This is a genomic window from Sphingopyxis sp. GW821-FHT12C06, assembly GCF_058807415.1.
Genome location: NZ_JBXAQR010000003.1, coordinates 540,721 through 557,899, shown reverse-complemented (window position 1 = coordinate 557,899; position 17,179 = coordinate 540,721). Strand labels below are relative to the sequence as shown.

11 protein-coding genes, 1 pseudogene and 1 riboswitch are annotated in these 17,179 nt (G+C 61.6%); of the genes and pseudogenes, 5 read left to right on the top strand and 7 right to left on the bottom strand.

The annotated features are described in order from the left end of the window. Positions 1-15: 15 nt before the first annotated feature. A riboswitch (yybP-ykoY riboswitch) is annotated at positions 16-195 on the bottom strand. From AC1RRJ_RS11610 to AC1RRJ_RS11585, 6 genes are all read right to left on the bottom strand, one after another. Then, entirely contained in the window at positions 174-380 is a 207-nt protein-coding gene (locus AC1RRJ_RS11610) for a hypothetical protein (protein ID WP_493122760.1), read from the bottom strand. It overlaps the preceding riboswitch by 22 nt. Next, positions 380-4,588, bottom strand: coding sequence for a translocation/assembly module TamB domain-containing protein (locus AC1RRJ_RS11605; protein ID WP_493122758.1), 4,209 nt, complete (start codon positions 4,586-4,588; stop codon positions 380-382). The genes AC1RRJ_RS11610 and AC1RRJ_RS11605 overlap by 1 nt, the downstream gene beginning before the upstream one ends. 17 nt (positions 4,589-4,605) lie before the next feature. Beyond that, positions 4,606-6,792: an autotransporter assembly complex protein TamA gene (locus AC1RRJ_RS11600; RefSeq protein ID WP_493123048.1), complete on the bottom strand. Its 2,187-nt coding sequence runs from the start codon at positions 6,790-6,792 to the stop codon at positions 4,606-4,608. A 301-nt stretch (positions 6,793-7,093) separates the two neighbouring features. Further along, on the bottom strand, positions 7,094-8,263 hold the full coding sequence (locus AC1RRJ_RS11595) for a nucleotide sugar dehydrogenase (RefSeq protein ID WP_493122756.1): 1,170 nt from the start codon (positions 8,261-8,263) through the stop codon (positions 7,094-7,096). 115 nt (positions 8,264-8,378) lie between these two features. Next, positions 8,379-9,842, bottom strand: coding sequence for a protein adenylyltransferase SelO (locus AC1RRJ_RS11590; protein ID WP_493122754.1), 1,464 nt, complete (start codon positions 9,840-9,842; stop codon positions 8,379-8,381). 132 nt (positions 9,843-9,974) lie between these two features. Then, complete coding sequence (locus AC1RRJ_RS11585) at positions 9,975-11,441, bottom strand: hypothetical protein (RefSeq protein ID WP_493122752.1); 1,467 nt, start codon at positions 11,439-11,441, stop codon at positions 9,975-9,977. Between the two features lie 153 nt (positions 11,442-11,594). Between AC1RRJ_RS11585 and AC1RRJ_RS11580 the strand changes: the two genes are divergently transcribed. From AC1RRJ_RS11580 to AC1RRJ_RS11565, 4 genes and pseudogenes are all read left to right on the top strand, one after another. Continuing rightward, complete coding sequence (locus AC1RRJ_RS11580) at positions 11,595-12,638, top strand: NAD-dependent epimerase/dehydratase family protein (RefSeq protein ID WP_493122750.1); 1,044 nt, start codon at positions 11,595-11,597, stop codon at positions 12,636-12,638. A gap of 92 nt (positions 12,639-12,730) precedes the next feature. Beyond that, complete coding sequence (locus AC1RRJ_RS11575) at positions 12,731-14,155, top strand: O-antigen ligase family protein (protein WP_493122748.1); 1,425 nt, start codon at positions 12,731-12,733, stop codon at positions 14,153-14,155. 41 nt (positions 14,156-14,196) lie between these two features. Continuing rightward, positions 14,197-14,940: a polysaccharide biosynthesis/export family protein gene (locus AC1RRJ_RS11570; protein WP_493122745.1), complete on the top strand. Its 744-nt coding sequence runs from the start codon at positions 14,197-14,199 to the stop codon at positions 14,938-14,940. A 23-nt stretch (positions 14,941-14,963) separates the two neighbouring features. Then, a pseudogene (locus AC1RRJ_RS11565) lies at positions 14,964-15,257 on the top strand (Wzz/FepE/Etk N-terminal domain-containing protein); the annotation flags it as partial. Positions 15,258-15,287: 30 nt separating this feature from the next. Here the strand turns inward: AC1RRJ_RS11565 and AC1RRJ_RS11560 are convergent. After that, complete coding sequence (locus AC1RRJ_RS11560; protein ID WP_493123054.1) at positions 15,288-15,470, bottom strand: hypothetical protein; 183 nt, start codon at positions 15,468-15,470, stop codon at positions 15,288-15,290. A gap of 78 nt (positions 15,471-15,548) precedes the next feature. Here AC1RRJ_RS11560 and AC1RRJ_RS11555 point away from each other — a divergent pair, with 78 nt between their 5' ends. Then, entirely contained in the window at positions 15,549-17,177 is a 1,629-nt protein-coding gene (locus AC1RRJ_RS11555; protein ID WP_493123046.1) for a GumC family protein, read from the top strand. Positions 17,178-17,179 lie beyond the last annotated feature (2 nt).

Below are 17,179 nucleotides of genomic sequence, written 5' to 3'. Positions count from 1 at the left end.
ACATACTCCGGGGCCGGGCGGCGGCGAATTCCAACGGTCATCGCTACCCGCCGCCCGGCCTGGACGAAAGGTGCGATGCCATTGGTCTCGCCCAAGCGGTTTCCCGCTTCCACCGCACCACGGCCTCTCGACCGAGTATGTTGACGCGATGGCCCGTCGCGAACGACGGCTGGCTACTCCCCAGATGACTTGGGCGCGTTAGACGGCTTGGCCGCCGGGTGCAAGTCTTCGGCTTTGTCGGATTTGGCAATATCGGCGTCCATCGCCTTTGCCCGCGCCTCAATCTCTTTCGCGGTCTTGTCGTAACGCGCGTCGAAATCGGGCTCCTTCTCGCACGCCGCAAGCAGCAAAAGCGGAAGCAGAAGAACCGTGCGGGGCATCAATAATCCTTGCGATAGCGGATGCTGACGTTCGTCTGCCCCGATCCGCCCGCCTGGCTGAGCAGCGACAGCGCGCGCGTCAGGCTGATTTCCAGCTGGGTCGCGGTATACCCCTTCCCGTCGGTGATGATCTCCAGATAAATATCCTTCGAGATATATTGCCCCGCTGCGATCGCGGTGCCGCGGCCCTCAGTATCGTCGGCGCCCAAAATGCGCAGGCGATCGATCCCCGCCGCCGATTGCAGCGCGCCGAGCGGGCTCAATCCACCGCTTCCGCGCAGCGCGTTGAGCGAGGCGGCAAGCTGCACCGCCTGGATCGGCGACAATTCGGTAATCGAATCGCCGAACAATATGCGCGAAACGATCTCGTCCTGCGGCAGCCCCGGAACGCTCGAGAAAGTAATTTGCGGGTTCTGCGCACGGCCGGAGACATTGACATTCACCGTCACCGTTTCGATCGTGTCCGAAGCGAGCAGCCGGATCGCCGGGTCATAGGCATCGCCGGTCGGGAAATTGATCCGCCCCTCCTCCAGATCGAACGACCGGCCCGCAAAATCCAGTGTCCCGCGCACAAGTTCGATGTCGCCGGTGACACGCGGCGCCTCGGTCGTGCCCTGCAACTTGATATCGGCCTGCCATTCCGAGTCCAGCCCCATGCCCGAGACATAGATTTCATCCTTGGCGCGCAGCCGGATGTCGAGGCGGATGAGGTCGAACAGGCTGCCGCCGACAGCAGCCAGCCCGTCGCCGCTGACACGCGTCCGGCCGGTCGGCGCCTTGCGCCGGACACCAGTCAGCGCGGGAACCGTTGCCGCGGTCGCACGCACGATGCGATAGCGCGTTTCGGGAAGGCGCAGATCCCCTGACAGCAAGGCCGCCTGTCCCGCGACCTTCTCCAGCGTCAGATTGCCCGTCGCGCGCGCCGCGATATTTTCGCTGCGCGCCAGCCGGGCATTGTCGAGCGTCGCGGCGATGTTCATCGGATAGCCCTGATCGGACGCAAGGCTGATATAACCCTTCGCCTTGACGCTGCCCTCACCCGCGGTTGCGGTCAATTCGTCGATCTCCAGCCGGTTGCCGTCGAAGCGGCCGTTGATCGCCATCTTCGTCAGCCGCGTGCCATAAGCCTGATTGTCATAGGTCATGTCCTTGCCGCGCACGACCCCTTGCAGGCAGGGATTGGACAAACGGCAGCTGAAATCGGCGGCAACGGCGACCGGCCCCGTCACATGCTGACCCGCGGGACCAAAGAAGGAATAGAGCGTGTCGGCGGGGCCATTGTAGCGAATGCCGCCGCCGAGCGGTGCAGCCTGAAGCCGCGTCGTCCAGTCGCCCGCGCCGGCATCGAGCGGGCGCAGCGACGCCTGCATCCGGCCGATGACGGTGCCCCGCCGCCGCATCACCGCGCGTGCCTCACCGCCGTCGCTCAGCAGTTTTCCGACGAAATTGACGTCGACCGGCTGGCTCACCGATGCCGCGGTGGTGCGCGTGAAGTCGGTAACCGTCAGCCGCGCATCGGCCCGCGGAAAAGCCTCGCTGCTTGTCTGTTCGAAATCGAGGCTGCCCGTCGCATGACCGCCCAGACCCATATCGGGATATATGGCGTTAAGGATTGCCATGTTGACGCGGTCAAGCCGGCTCTGAAGCATCATCCCGCCGTCGCCGTAACGCCCCGCAATGCGCGCATTGCTGCCGCGCCCCAGATTGACCGTCGTAGGAAGCAGTTCATAGCCGTCTTTTCCGGGAATGATCCGGGCCGGCGAGGTCGTACGGAAACTGATCCCGGTGGCGCGACCCTGCACCGATGTGCGCCACACTTCAGGCTTGAGATCGGCATTCAGCGCGACGCGGAAGGGAACGCCACTCGTCCCTTCGACCAGCGCCTGCGCCTTGCCGCTGCCATCGCGATAGTCGATCTTCACCCGCGCGACCGCGATATCAAAGTTCCGGATGCGGGTGTCGGCAATCTGGATATCGGCGACAACATGCGGTGTCTCGTAAAGCGTAACATCCGCATCGACGACCGCCGCGCCCAGCGCGAGCTTCGCAGCGCCGGGCAGCACGACATTATTGGCGCGGACATTGATCGCCGCCGCCTGATATTGGCCCGCGGCACTGAGGCGCACGAGGCCGCCGAGCCCCTGCCCCGATGCGTTGAGCTGGCCAATGAACGGCCCCGCGTCGCTGCGAACGAGCCGTCCGTTGAACCCGATCCCCGACAGGTCGCCGCGTTCGATATCGATCGTCATGGGCCCCGAGGCCATCAGCAGCACGACATCGGCGGACAGCGGACCATAGTCGGTCTCGCCGGTCGCGGCGAGGCGATAGCCGTTCGGCGCTCCGGTGATTCTCGCGACCAGATTGGCGAGCCCGATGCCCAGCCCCGGGCGCGCGGCGGTCACCGTTGCGCGCGGGTCGGTGATCGTCCCGGCGAGTTCGACACCCACCGGGCCATATTCGGTTGAATGCGCACGCGCGCTCAATTGAACGCGCCCGTCGGGATTATAGCTCCCCTGCCCGCTGGTGACGCGCAGCAAGGGCGCGGTCATTCTGAGATTGCTGAAACGGATAATACCGTCGGTGCCATAGCGCACGTCGCTCGACGCCACCGCATTGCCGCCCAGAAAATCGCGCACACCCGAATTGAACAATTTGGTCGAACGCGCGCGCACCCGGCCCGCGATCGCGAAGCCGCCGCGCGGCGCGGTTTCCAGCTTCACATCGGTATTGATGTCGAAAATGCCAACGCTTTCGACGCGATAATCGTTGATCCGCCCGTCGATCGCGCCGGTGTAGAAACCGCGGTTCATGTCGGCGATCAATATCGCCTTGGCATCGATGCGCAGCGAGCGCAAGCGCAGATTGTCGCTGAGAATACGGCCATTTGCATAGGCAAGATCACCGTCGAGCCGTACCGCGGTCAAGGTGCCGCCCGCGACCGTATCGAGCCCGCGAATCCGCGCCACGCGGCCCGCAACAGGAATGAGGATCTTGTCCGGATCGACGCGCGCGTTGCCCGCGAGGCTGAGCGCCTCGACGACGATGTCGTTGACCGCGAGCATATTGGCATTGGCGGTATACTGAACCGTCGGGAGCGCAAAAGCGCCGTCGAGCCGCGCCGTCGCGCGAACGCCGTTGGCGCGCACCGCCGGAGCGACAGCCCCAGGGCGGAGCAGGTTGAAAGCGAGCCGGAGGTCCTCGTAACGACTTGCCCCCAGATCGACCCCGCCGCTGATCCCGAGCTGGAATGCATTGGACGAAACCCGGCCGTCGAGGGCGGCCTTGCGCTCATCAAGCTTCGCGGTGAGATCGACATCGGTCTGCGGACCAAGCAGTCCGGCAGTCGGGCCGGAAAAGAAACGCGAAACCTGCGTCGTCCCCTTGGCCGCAAAAGTCCCGTCGCGACCGGTCAGTGCGAGACGTGCCAGCGGACGCGCTCCCAGATCGGCAACCAGATTGCCGTTCCAGACCTTCCAGTCGCCGCGCCCGTCAAGCTTGGCCACCAGCGGTTCCTTGAACCCACCCATCGCGGCCAGCACCCCGCCCTGCGGTGCATTGAGATCGAGCGTCACGTCGAAGCGATTGGCTTCCGGCACCGCATCGAGCAACAATGCGAGCTTGTCGCCCTTTGCTTTCGGGCCGATGGTTTCAGCGTTGGCGGTCACCTGCGCGCGGCGGTCGGCGATCGCGATCTTGCCATTGAGGCGCGCTTCCTGCCGTTCGCCGGCGACAGCGGGTTCGAAAATCAGGCGATCGACGCGCACCGTGCGGACGTCGATGTCGATATCGGGCAGCAGCGGTTCTCCGTTGTCGGGCACCACTTTGAATTCGGGTATCCGCTGCATCGTCACCGTCTGCGCAGTCGCCGAGCGAACATCGATATGGTTCGACAAATAGGCGAAGGGACGCCAGTCGACCCGCACCTCGGGCGATGCAACGAACACGCCCTTGGTATCGGACAGCGTCATATTGCGCACGACCATCGCGCCGAACAAGGATCCGTCGAGACGACCGATGCCGATCTTCATCCCGTTTTCGAATTCATATTTTTCGATCTGGGTGACGACGAACCGCCGTCCCGCGTCGCTGTTGAGTCCCACGAGGAACAGCGCGATCAGCAGGACGAGGCCAAGCAAAACGATGCCGATCCCGCGCAGGATTCTCCATGGCCACGAAAGCCGCGGCGCCTTTTCGCTTTCTGCGATCACGGGCGCGTCCTCGGCCATCAGAAGGCCTGTCCGATCGAGACATAGACGCTGATCCGCGATTCACCCGGCTGGCGATCGATCGGGGTCGCGAGGTCGAGCCGCATCGGGCCGAAATTGGTATAGAAGCGCCCGCCGATCCCTGCGCCGTAGCGCATGTTCGAGAAGTTCGGGGTCGAACCGCGATAGACCTGCCCCGCATCGACAAAGCCGACGATACCGAAATTGCCGAAACGATAGCGCGCCTCGACTGCGGCTTCGTTGACGCTGCGCCCGCCGATCGGGTCGAGATTGGGATCCTTCGGGCCCAGTTGCTGATAGCCAAAACCGCGCACCGATCCGCCGCCGCCGGCATAGAAGCGCCGCGACGGCGCGAGCCGCTCGCGCGCCGCGCCAAAGATCGAACCGACGCGAACGCGGCCGGCAAGCACGATGCTATCCGTCACCGGATAATAGCCGCTGACGTCAAGCCGCCCACGCGCATAGGGGGAAAAGCGCCCGGCCAGCGAGCCTTCGGGCTGCACCAGCGCGGTGACACGGAAACCCTTGGTCGGATCGAGCAGGCTGTTCGTGCGGTCGATCCCGACCTGCCCAGTCAGCCCGAGGATCGTATAGAAATCACGTTTGCGCGCGCCCAGGTCGAAATCATAGTCATCCTCGCGGGTCGCAAGCAATTCCACGCCATAGGCATAGGTCAGCTTCTTCTGCCAGATCGGCGTCGAATCATAGCTGACCCGCGCCGCGACGCGGCCGGTGATCGCCTCAAACGCATCATAATTGCTGCGCGTCATATCGGTAATCAGTTCGAACGTCCGGTCGCGGCGCCCGGCATTCGAACGGCGCAAGGTCGCACTGACCCCCTGCTCCTTCGTCCCGATCAGAGCGCGCCCGATCAACGCGCCTTCGGGCGGCAGGAAATTGCGATGGGTCCAGCCGGCCTCGAGCCGGATCCCCTCGCCGGTCCCGTAGCCCGCGCTCGCCGCGATCGTCCGCGGCGGCCCGGCCTGCTGGGTGACCAGCATGTTCACATATTGGGTGTCGTCACCGGCGCTTTCCCCCGTGGGCTGCGCTTCGGCGGAAACCGTCGCAAACAGGCCGGTCGCGACCAGCGCCTGGCGCAGATCGTCGACCTTGCGGCTGTCGTACAGCTCGCCGCGTTTGAAGCGCGCGAGCACGCCGACATGCTCGGCATCGAAGGCGAGCTTCCCCGTCGTCTCGATATTGCCGAAGCGCGCGCGGGTGCCGATATCGACCGGCAGCGTGTAAACGCCGTCGCCGGTCGCGCCGTCGAGCAATATGTCGCGCTGTCCGACCTTGGCAAAAGGATAGCCCTCCTCGGGCAGTTTCAGCGCAATCGCCGCTTCGGCGCCCTGGACGCGCTCGGCAACGATCGGCTCGCCGATGCTCAAGGGGAAATTGTCGGCGATCAGCGTCGGCGGAACCGTCGGCTTGGCATCGATGATGATATCGGAGAAAGTGTAACGCACGCCCGGCGTGACATCGATGACCGCAGTGATCCCCCGCCCGCCTTCGCCAGGCTCGCGATCGACACGCGTTGCGACCTCCGCGTCATAATAGCCCTCCGACGCCAGGATGCGTTGCATCAAGTCGCCGTCGGCACCAAGCCGGGCGCGAACCATCGCCGCATTGTCGGCCTTGCCGTCGCCGTCGTAAAGCGCCGACAGTTCACCGAACAGGCCGGCGAGGTCCGCATCGGTGCTGTCGTCGGCCGCCGCAAGGCCGTTGACCTTGACGGTATAGGCGACGCTGCGGTTCGCTTCATCATCCTCGGCCTCGGCAAATTGCACGGGCTCGACATCGAAACTTTCGAGCGGCGGCAGCGGCGCGGCAAGTTCGCTGTCGGTGATCGGTGCATCGCCGATCACTTCGACCGCATCGCCATCGGCTAGCGCCGGGATCGGTACGCCATCGATCGTGGGCGGCCGGGTTTCCACAACGGCTTCTGCGCCGTCGGCCGAGGCAGTTCCGGCCCTCTTCGCTTCGTCCGTGGCTTGGCGCTTTTCGAAATCGGCGATCGATTCAAGCGGGCGGTCGAGTTCGGGATCACTCTCCGCGCTGATCGGCGGAATCGCCTTCTCGAATTCCTCGTCGCCGATGATCGGCGCCACCTCGGGCAGCTGCACATCGGGCGGCGGTGGCGACGGTGCTGCGATCGGTTCGCTGGCCGGGGTTTCCAGCGTGGGCACGACCTTCGGCGGCTGGACCTCCTGGCCATGGGCGGCGCCCACCCAGCCGACACACAACATCGAAACCGGGACGATCAAAAGCCGACGCGCCCCTACAGCATTGCAACGCATTGATTGTTTGCGATTTTCAGGTGGACGCATCAAAACGTCACCGGTGATGGCTATGTGACTTGCGCGGGACGACGGCGCATCCGGTTTCCACGGCGATGAAGTCCCGATGCACCCTCATTTCGTCGAATATCCCCTGCCCGGTCCGTGGCTTACTCTCCAGAACGAGTCGGTCCCGGTCAAGTTCCGAGATTCAGGAATCGACGCCGAACAAGTCGCGGCTGTATACCTTGTCCGCCACATCGGCCAGTTCTTCGGTCACCCGGTTGGCGATGATCACATCGGCCTCGGCCTTGAAAGCGGCAAGGTCGCGCACGACGCGCGAATTGAACAGCATATCCTCATCGACCAGCGGTTCATAAACGATCACTTCGACCCCCTTGGCCTTGATCCGCTTCATCACGCCCAAAATGCTGCTCGCGCGGAAATTGTCCGATCCGGCCTTCATGGCCAGGCGGTGGATGCCAACCACGCGCGGGCCGTGCTTCAGGACTTCCGATGCGACGAAATCCTTGCGGGTCGTATTCGACGACACGATCGCCTGGATCAGGTTTTGCGGCACGTCCTTGTAATTGGCCAGCATCTGCTTCGTGTCCTTGGGCAGGCAATAGCCGCCGTAGCCGAAGGATGGATTGTTGTAGAATTGTCCGATCCGCGGGTCGAGACCGACACCGTCGATGATTTGCCGCGAATCCGCGCCGTGCATCGCGGCATAGGTGTCGAGTTCGTTGAAGAAGGCGACACGCATCGCGAGATAGGTGTTGGCGAACAGCTTGATCGCCTCGGCTTCGGTATTGCCCGTCTGCAAGACCGTTGTTTCGGGCTTGAGCGATGCGCCGAGCAGCAACTGCGCGAATTCCGCGGCACGCGGATGGCTGTTGCCGATGATGATCCGCGACGGGTGCAAATTGTCGTACAGCGCACGCCCCTCGCGCAGGAATTCGGGGGAAAAGACAATGGCGTTGGTGCCATGCTCGGCACGCATCCGTTCGGTGAAGCCCACCGGGACGGTCGATTTGACGATGATCAGGGCATCGGGCGCCAGTTTCAGCGCATCGGCAATGACCGATTCCACCGAGCCGGTGTTAAAATAGTTGGTATCCGGATCATAATCTGTCGGTGTTGCCACGACCACGAAATCGGCGCCATCATAGGCGACCTGCTTGTCCGTCGTCGCGACAAGATCGAGTTCGCGGTTCGCCAGATATTCCTCAATCTCAGGATCTGCGATGGGCGAAATGCGCGCATTGATCTGCTCGACCTTGCGATTGTCGATATCCAGCGCGACGACGCGATTATGCTGCGCAAGCAGAACGGCATTGGAAATGCCGACATAGCCGGTACCGACAATTGCAATTTTCACCGGGGCGTTCGGCACTGGATATGTTCCTTTTTAATGCGAGCGCGCTCCCTAACAGGCGCGCCCCGATCGCTCAACTCCCACCGCGCGAAGCAACAGCAAGAAAGCGTCGCGGAAATCAGGTTCCGCAAAAAGTTGTGTAAGGTGCGGCTTCCGCGGGCGCCGGCTGCACATAACCGGCCCACTCCGGGCGCGCGACGAACGGGTTTCTGACGACTTCCAGCAGTTCGAGCCATGCGGCAAGGTCACCCGCCTCCGCCGCCGCAAGCGCCGCTTCGACATGATGGTTACGCGGGATATAGAGCGGATTGACGCTGTCCATGGCGTCGGCGCGCTCGCGCGGGTGCATATCCTCGCGCTCGAGCTGCGCCCACCAGTCAGCGATCCACGGCGCCATCGCGTCGGGCTTCGGCAGCAGAGCTTCGAGCGTCGAACCGTCGCCCCGCAGCAGCATGGCGAGCGCGCGAAAGAAGGATGTAAAATCGACGTGATGTTCCTCGAGCGCAGCAAACAGCGCGTCGATCAGGTCGGCGTCGCGGTCGCTCGCTTCCTCCAGCCCCAGCTTGGCGCGCATCCGGTCGAACCAGATCGCGCGGAACCGGTCGGGAATCGCGCCAACCAACGCCTTCGCCGCCTCCACCCCGGCTGGATCGACCGCATTGATCGCGGGCAACAGCGCCTCGGCAAAGCGCGCCATATTCCATTGCAGAATCTGCGGCTGGCGGCCGTAGGCATAGCGGCCATTGGCATCGATCGAACTGAACACCGTATCGACGGCAAAGCGGTCCATGAAGGCGCAGGGACCATAGTCGATCGTCTCGCCGCTGATTGCCACATTGTCGGTATTCATCACGCCATGGATAAAGCCGACGCCCAGCCAATGTGCGACCAGGTCGCATTGCAGGCCGATGACACGGTCGAGCAGCGCGAGAGGCGGGTTCGGCGCGTCGGCCAGATCAGGAAAATGCCGGCGGATGCTGTAGTCCGACAGCCGGGCGATATGATCAACGCCAAAATGCGCAGCAAAGAACTGGAATGTCCCGACCCGAATATGACTGCTCGCAATGCGGGTCAGCACCGCACCGGGATGCGCGCGTTCGCGCTGCACCCGGTCGCCCGTTGCGACTGCGGCGAGGGCACGCGTCGTCGGCACTCCCATCGCGGCCATGGCTTCCGACACGAGAAACTCCCGCAGTACCGGGCCGATCGCCGCCTTGCCGTCGCCGTTGCGTGAAAAGGCGGTGGGCCCCGATCCCTTGAGTTGAACGTCGAACCTGGCCCCGTCTGGCGCGACAATCTCGCCGATCAACAGCGCACGGCCGTCGCCCAACTGCGGCGAAAAATGCCCGAACTGGTGCCCGGCATAGGCAAAGGCGAGCGGATTGGCGCCGTCCGGCAATTCCTGCCCCGAAAAGATGCGCGCGAGTTGTTCGTCGGCGCCCCCGTCAGCAGTGAGACCAAGTCGCGCTGCAAGCGCGTGATTATAGGCCAGAAGCGCCGGCTTCGACGGCTTCGCCGTTTCCGCAGGCGCGTAAAAACCTTCCATCGAATCGTGAAAACTGTTGTCGAACGCAAAATCCATCCTGGGGGCTCCCGTCTTTCGACCATGTCCTGCTTCGGCGCCGGAATTGCAAGTATCGCCCGCTGCCTGCCGGGCGCCCGCAGACCACCCGGCCGCCCGATCGAGAAGACTGCTCCGCTCCCCCCCTGAAGTTCAGCGGTGTTTCCGGGGCAAACGATTCGTGGGATTTCCGACCGACAGGGGATCTCCAGTGTTAAGCCATGTATATTCGGCGATCTCGTTATGCGCTGCACTTTTGCGCAGTGCGACACCCCTCACCTGCCACGGCAGGCTATCCCGAATCTTGATCGAGACAATATTGTAGGAACCGGAGATATCGACAGCAAATGACGCGCCTTGCCCCCCGTTGCGCCCGTCCTCCTTACTGTCGATGATAAAATGATCGTAGCTCCCTTCGATCAACACACTTTGCCCGCCGCTACGCTGTGTCGAGACATCAAAGAAGCATCCGCGCCCGGAAATGGCAGCGCCATTGGGTACCGTGTGTACACCAGGCCCCTGCACATTTTTCGTCCGGACAGTGAATTTGGAGGAGTGAAAACGTCGCCCGACCTGCAGGCCCGCTGTCCGGCAACCGCCATCCACATCGACAATTATCATGTTGTCCTGGCTTGAATTTACCGGCTGATTGCCCGCTGTCATCCCGATTTTGACCGCGTTGAAAACCTTGGCTTCGAGATGATTGTCCCGGCAATTGTCGATCATGCGAGCCCCATGCCAACAATCGGTTACCCGCACCTTCCAGTTGCCATGACTGGAACTGTTGATGTCGAATCCAGGCCGCCCGTCACCATCGACTTGAGAAAATCCGCAATTTTCAACCACGGCCTCACCCACGTGATTATTGCTGTCAATGAACGTTCCAATTCCGCCCAAATGACAGTTTATGGCCCGGATATCATGATAGGTAACATTGCTGTACCGGGTGAAGCTGATGCCCCAGCCATGAAGATCCGTGCGCGGGACCGACGTGTTCGCCCGGTTCCCGTCGACAGTCAGACCGCTGATATGCGCGCCGGTCAGCGGCAACGAACTGTTGCCCAATCCTATGATGTTGAAGTCTACAACACAGGGAACGCCCACCGAATGCTGCTCGCCATTTTCGATCGGCACGCTGTGGCTTGCGCGATCCGGCAATTTGATCGTCGTTCGATCCGAACCGTCGCCGAGTATCCGGATATGGTTGGAGGTAACAGTCAGGAACGCGCGATAGGTCCCGGCCGGGATGCGCACAGGCTGCCGAAGCGCGGCGGCGCGCCGGACCGCGAGGTTCAGCGCGGCATGATCGATCAGATCGTCCAGCGTCATCACATCAGGATAAACCGCCTGGATGGCGCGCAGGCTGGCAAAACGACCGGTCGCAACCCACTCGCGCACCTTGTGCTCGCGACCGTCACCGATCGCGCCCAAATCCCTGACGTTGATTTCTCCGGTGCTGCCTCCCCCCGCAATTGCGTGCGACGACCGCACGAGCATCGAAGTGGAAAGCAGCGAGGCCGCAGCCAGCAAATCGCGCCGCGTGACCGGTGCCCCCCGCTTGTTTCCATCCAGTTCCGCCACAATCGTCCGCTCCATCGTTTCAATCTGCTGTTCCGACATTATTTTGACCTGCAATAATGAACTGGCCCTGTGCGCTCGCCCGACTTGCCATCGCGAAAATTGTCGCGCAGGCGAGTCCTCCCCAACGGGCAGTTAACCCACTGTTTTTCCGCCCGTGCTAACAGATAGACCAGAAACCGGAGAAAGCCGATCATGTCAGTTGTTGTAACGGGAATCGCGGGCTTCGTCGGCATGCACACCGCAGCCCGGCTTCTCCGCCGCGGCGAGACCGTGGTCGGGATCGATGATTTCAACGACTATTACCCGGTGGCCTTGAAAGAAGCACGGATTGCCGAGCTCAAGCGGATCAGCGCCGGGCGCCTGACCATTAACAGGCTCGACATCGGCGACGAATCCGCCATCGCGGCGGCCCTCACCGGGATCGAATTCGACCGCATCGTTCATCTCGCCGCGCAAGCGGGCGTGCGCTACTCGATCGACAATCCGGCAGCCTATGTCCGTTCGAATATTGCCGGCCATCTCAATATTCTGGAGATCGCCCGCCAACGCCAAATCCGTCACCTTGTCTATGCGTCATCCTCGTCGGTTTATGGCGCGAACAAGACCATGCCCTTTCGCGTCGAGGATCGCGTCGATCATCCGGTCTCGCTCTATGCCGCAACGAAGCGCGCCGACGAACTGATGAGCGAGACATATGCCCATCTGTTCCGCATTCCGCAGACAGGACTACGATTTTTCACCGTCTACGGGCCATGGGGGCGCCCGGATATGGCCTTGTGGAAATTTACCGCCAACATCCTCCGGGGCCGACCGATCGACGTCTACAACCACGGAGACATGCTGCGCGACTTCACCTACATCGACGATATCGTGGAAGGCGTGATCCGCAGCCTCGATACACCGCCCGCCGATGACGGGATCGAGAAAGCGGGCGGGTTCACGACCCCGCACCGACTCTACAACATTGGCAACAGCAAGCCCGAACCGCTCATGGAACTCATCGAGACAATCGAAAGCGCATGCGGGCAGAAGGCGAAGCTCAACATGCTGCCGATGCAGGATGGCGATGTTCATGCAACCTTTGCCGATATCGCGGCGATCAATCATGACCTCGGCTACACACCAGCCACACCCATTTCAATCGGCGTACCGGCCTTTGTCGATTGGTATCAGTCGATCGGCGTCACGCTCGTCAATGGCTCGGATGGCGCGGGCGGGAACACGCCCGCAGCTTGATTGACCAACCGGCCTGACTGCTGCTAGTGCCAAGCTATTGCCTGCTTGGCAGGGCTATTCGCAGCAAATATTCACCATAGTCCAGGATATATATGTTAATTGGTCGCAGCGCTGGCTGGCGTCGAGATTTATCCTTTCGCCGGCGCGAGAATATCCCGTTTTTCGCCCTGCTGGTATTTCTCCTGCTGACCTTTCTCACCGGAGGCGGATCGCGAAGCGATATTCAGTCGCTGGTATTCCTGCGGCCGATAGCAATCCTGTTTTGCGGCCTGGCGGTTTTGACGCTGCGCCGCGAGCACCTGCAGTCGCGGTGGGGACTTCTGGCGCTCGCAGCCGGAACATTCCTGCTTGCCGGCATCCAATTGATGCCGCTTCCGCCGGGCATCTGGTCTCAGCTTCCAGGCCGCGAACTGATCGTTCAAATCGACGCCGCTGCGGGCCTTGGGGAAATTTGGCGGCCGCTGACGCTCTCTCCCACCGGCACGCGCAACGCGCTGTTCTCCCTGTTTGTTCCGCTTGCAGTGCTGCTGCTGGGCATCCAGCTGACACGCGAGCAGCTTACGAAAGTCGCGCTTGCGGTCCTCGCAATCGGGTTGGTCAGCGGCCTGATGGGGCTGCTTCAATCGATCGGGTCGGCACAGGGGCCGCTGTATTTTTATCGCGTTACCAATAATGGCTCGGCAGTCGGCCTGTTTTCTAATCGCAACCATCAGGCGATGTTCCTCGCGACGCTCTTTCCGCTCCTCGCACTCTATGCCAGCCAAACCGCGCGATCCCCCGACCACGCCCGTTTCAAGCTTTGGGTGGCACTGGCTTCCGGCCTGTTTCTGGTCCCGCTCCTTTTGGTAACCGGTTCTCGGGCCGGTCTCGTCCTTGGTGTCGTTGCGATCGCAGTCAGCCTCAAATTATACGCCCCGCCCCTTGTGACCGGAGTCGACAGGCGGCGCCACAAGCCGAAGTCGAAAGGCCTCTTCTGGGTGGGTATCGGCGGCGGTGTGGTTGCCCTTGGGCTACTGGGGACACTCATGTCTCGGGCCGAAGCCTTGAAACGAATCGTAAATGACGATGTCGGCGAGGATCTGCGTTTTCAGGTCTGGGGGCCGATTGCGGATATGGCAGTCAAATATTTCCCTGTTGGCGCCGGGCTGGGTTCGTTTCCGAATGTCTATCAAGTCCAGGAAGCCTATGGCCTTCTGAAGCCCAACTACCTGAATCACGCACATAATGATTGGCTGGAGCTGGCCATGGAGGCGGGCCTTCCAGGGCTAATTCTGGCGGGCCTGGCGATCTTCGCCTTTTTGAAAGCTGCGCTGGGCTTGCTGAAAAATGGCACGGCAAAAGCGCCCGACAAGCAACTGGGGCTGATCGGCGCGCTCATCATCATCATTTTTGCCGCAGGCAGCGTGGCCGATTATCCGCTGCGCACGCCGTCAATCGTTTGCGTCGCCGTTCTGGCTGCCTTGTGGATGACGAACTCCCGTGCTCCAAATGCGACCAGCGCCCCAAAAGCCGCCTAAATATCTCTGGAAAAGTCTTGGCCTTGTAGCTAGGGGACGTCATGCTTTACATAGAACATCGGCGTTTTCTGCGGACTTTCGGGCTCGCTTTCACTATTCTGGCGGCATCGGCTTGCAGCTCGAAAGTGGAGCCCCTCGTCGGCTCGACTACGGTCACCGCGGTCCAGTCCGGCGAATTGCCCACGCCGCCTGCCGGGGATACCAAATCCAACCAGCGTTTGTATCGCATCGGCGCTTTGGACAAGCTCTCGGTTCAGATTATCGGCTTGCCGGACCTGAACCTCAAGGAAATCCAGACCGACGCCAGCGGCCGCATTTCTGTTCCGCTCGCGGGTTCGATCGAGGCCGGAGGAAAAACCCCGGCCGAGGTTGAGCAGCTGATCGAAGACCGGTTGCGCGCCGCTCATGTACGAGCTCCCGAGGTGACGGTTAATTTGGTGGAAGCGGTCAGCGAGACTGTGACGGTGGATGGTCAGGTCGAAAAGCCTGGCGTCTATCCCGTTCTGGCGCGGATGACCCTGATGCAGGCGGTTGCGAGCGCCAGCGGGGCGACCGAAGACGCCAAGCTGCAGGATGTCGTCGTTTTCCGGACCGTTGAAGGTCAGCGATATGCCGCACTATACAACATCAAGGCAATCCGCCGCGGATTGTATCAAGATCCGGATATCTATCCGCACGACATCGTGATTGTCGGTGATTCACCGGCGCGCCGCCTCTTCCGCGACATGTTGCAAGTGGTTCCGTTGCTGACCACACCGCTCGTCATCGCGCTGCAGAACAATTAACCCGCATATATTTGAGAAAAAACATGGCGTCGGGAACAGGACTGAATTCCGCGGTGATGGAACCGCAACAGGGCGAAACGCGCAAACAATCGACGGTGACGCCGATGCTGCTGAAATATTGGCAGATCGTTGTTCGCTGGCGGTTCGTGATCGTCAGCATCGTGATTGCGGCGCTAGCCGCCGGGCTTGTCGCAACATTGTTGATGACCCCCCAGTATACGGCTGGCTCGCGGATCGAAATCAGCCGCGATCAGAAAAAAATCACCAATGTCGAGGGTCTTGAGGCTGCGGATGCTGGCCGCGATCTGGAATTTTATCAGACGCAATATTCGTTGTTGCGCGCCCGCTCACTGGCGGAGCGCGTCGTTCGCAAGCTCAAACTGGCGAATGATGACAGTTTCTTCGAAGCGCATGGGGAGTCCGCCGACAGCGGATTGCAGATTTTCGAGGGCAGTGGCGGCGCGCAGCCGGTTTCGAATGCCAGGCGGACGGCGCGCGAACGCAAGGCCGTAAAGCTGCTTCTCGACCATATCGCCATCTCGCCCATACGCGGATCAGCGCTGATCGATATCAATTATAGCAGCGGCAATGCAGAGCTTTCGGCCAAAGTGGCCAACGCCTGGACCGAACAGTTCATCGCCACCAGCAACGATCGCCGTTACGCGTCCACCGCGGACGCACGACAGTTTCTGGAAGGACGCCTGGCCGACCTGCGCGCCCGTCTGGAAATTTCGGAACGCGAACTGGTCAATTATTCATCGAGCAAGGGCATCGTCACGCTCAGCCAGAGCGCTGACAGCAAAGGGGCTATCCGTCCCGATGCCACGCTGGTTCTGCGCGATCTCGAGGTGATGAACGAGGAACTCGCGAAGGCGACTGCGAACCGCATCATCGCGGAAAGCCGCGTCCGCACGGCTGGGACCAACAGCCAGGAAGCCCTGAACAACCTCACGATTTCCAATCTTCGTCAACGGCGCGCGGAGGCTGCGGCCGAATATCAGCGCACCCTCGTCCATTTCGAGCCGGAATACCCGGCCGCACGCGCGCTGGCAGACCAAATTCGATCGATCGACGCAAGCATTCGCCAGGAAGAAGGGCGTGTTTCCGGAACGCGCACGGCTGAATATAACGAAGCCCTGAAACGCGAATCCGCGATGCGGGAGAAAATCGAATCGCTGAAATCGCGGCTGAACGTCGAACAGAGCGACAGCATCCAGTATAATATTTTCCAGCGCGAAGCCGACACCAACCGCCAGTTGTATGAAGCGCTGCTGCAGCGCTACAAGGAAATCGGCGTGGCAGGCGTCGGCGCGAACAATATTTCGATCGTCGATCGCGCTGAAACGCCCCAAAAGCCTTCGGCTCCGAGTTTGCCGTTCAACCTTCTGGTTGCGCTGTTCGCGGGCATCCTGCTTTCGGCCCTGGCTACGCTGGCGCTCGATCAGATCGACGAAGGCATTCGCGAGCCGGGCCAGGTCAACGACCTGCTCAATGTTCCGTTGCTGGGAACCGTGCCCGATATCGACACAAGCAATGTGCTGGAGCTGGTGCGAGATCCAAAGTCCACGGTTTCGGAGGCCTATCTCAGCATCAGGTCCAGCCTGTCTTTCTCGACAGACCATGGCTTGCCGAAGTCTTTCCTGTTCACCAGTACGCGACCCGCCGAGGGCAAGAGCACGTCGAGCTTTGCGGTGGCCACCGTACTCGGCCGCACGGGCAAGAAAGTCTTGCTGATCGACGCGGATATGCGGTCACCCTCGATTCACGGCTTTGTTGACCTGAAGAACGACGTCGGCTTGAGCAATTTCCTGACCGGGAACGACAGTGTTGCCGAGCTGATCAAGAAGACGCCGATCAAGGGGCTGGACGTAATGTCCGCCGGCCTTCCGCCGCCAAGTGCAGCAGAACTGCTCAGCAGCACCCGCATGGCGGCGCTCGTCAAACTGGCGCTGCAGTCCTATGATCATGTGATCATCGACGCACCGCCGGTCCTCGCACTCGCCGACGCCCCGCTGCTGGCCCAGACCGTCGAGGGATGCATCTTCGTCATTGAAGCCGAAGGCGTTGCAGTGCGCGGAATTCAAGCGTCGATCGATCGCCTGCGTGCCGTTCATGCTCATATCTTCGGCGCCATTCTCTCCAAAGTTCAACAACGTCAGGTCGGCTATGGCTACGGCTATGGTTATGGCGACGGCTTCGAATATGGAGACAAGACGGCGACGAGCAGCCAGGACTGACA

What these genes read in the sequence shown, in the direction of transcription:
- AC1RRJ_RS11570 (WP_493122745.1), top strand. Translation starts at nt 14,197, where the DNA reads ATGCTTTACATAGAACATCGGCGTTTTCTGCGGACTTTCGGGCTCGCT.
- AC1RRJ_RS11580 (WP_493122750.1), top strand. Translation starts at nt 11,595, where the DNA reads ATGTCAGTTGTTGTAACGGGAATCGCGGGCTTCGTCGGCATGCACACC.
- AC1RRJ_RS11590 (WP_493122754.1), bottom strand. Translation starts at nt 9,842, where the DNA reads ATGGATTTTGCGTTCGACAACAGTTTTCACGATTCGATGGAAGGTTTT.
- AC1RRJ_RS11585 (WP_493122752.1), bottom strand. Translation starts at nt 11,441, where the DNA reads ATGTCGGAACAGCAGATTGAAACGATGGAGCGGACGATTGTGGCGGAA.
- AC1RRJ_RS11610 (WP_493122760.1), bottom strand. Translation starts at nt 380, where the DNA reads ATGCCCCGCACGGTTCTTCTGCTTCCGCTTTTGCTGCTTGCGGCGTGC.
- AC1RRJ_RS11560 (WP_493123054.1), bottom strand. Translation starts at nt 15,470, where the DNA reads ATGGTCGAGAAGCAGCTTTACGGCCTTGCGTTCGCGCGCCGTCCGCCT.
- AC1RRJ_RS11575 (WP_493122748.1), top strand. Translation starts at nt 12,731, where the DNA reads ATGTTAATTGGTCGCAGCGCTGGCTGGCGTCGAGATTTATCCTTTCGC.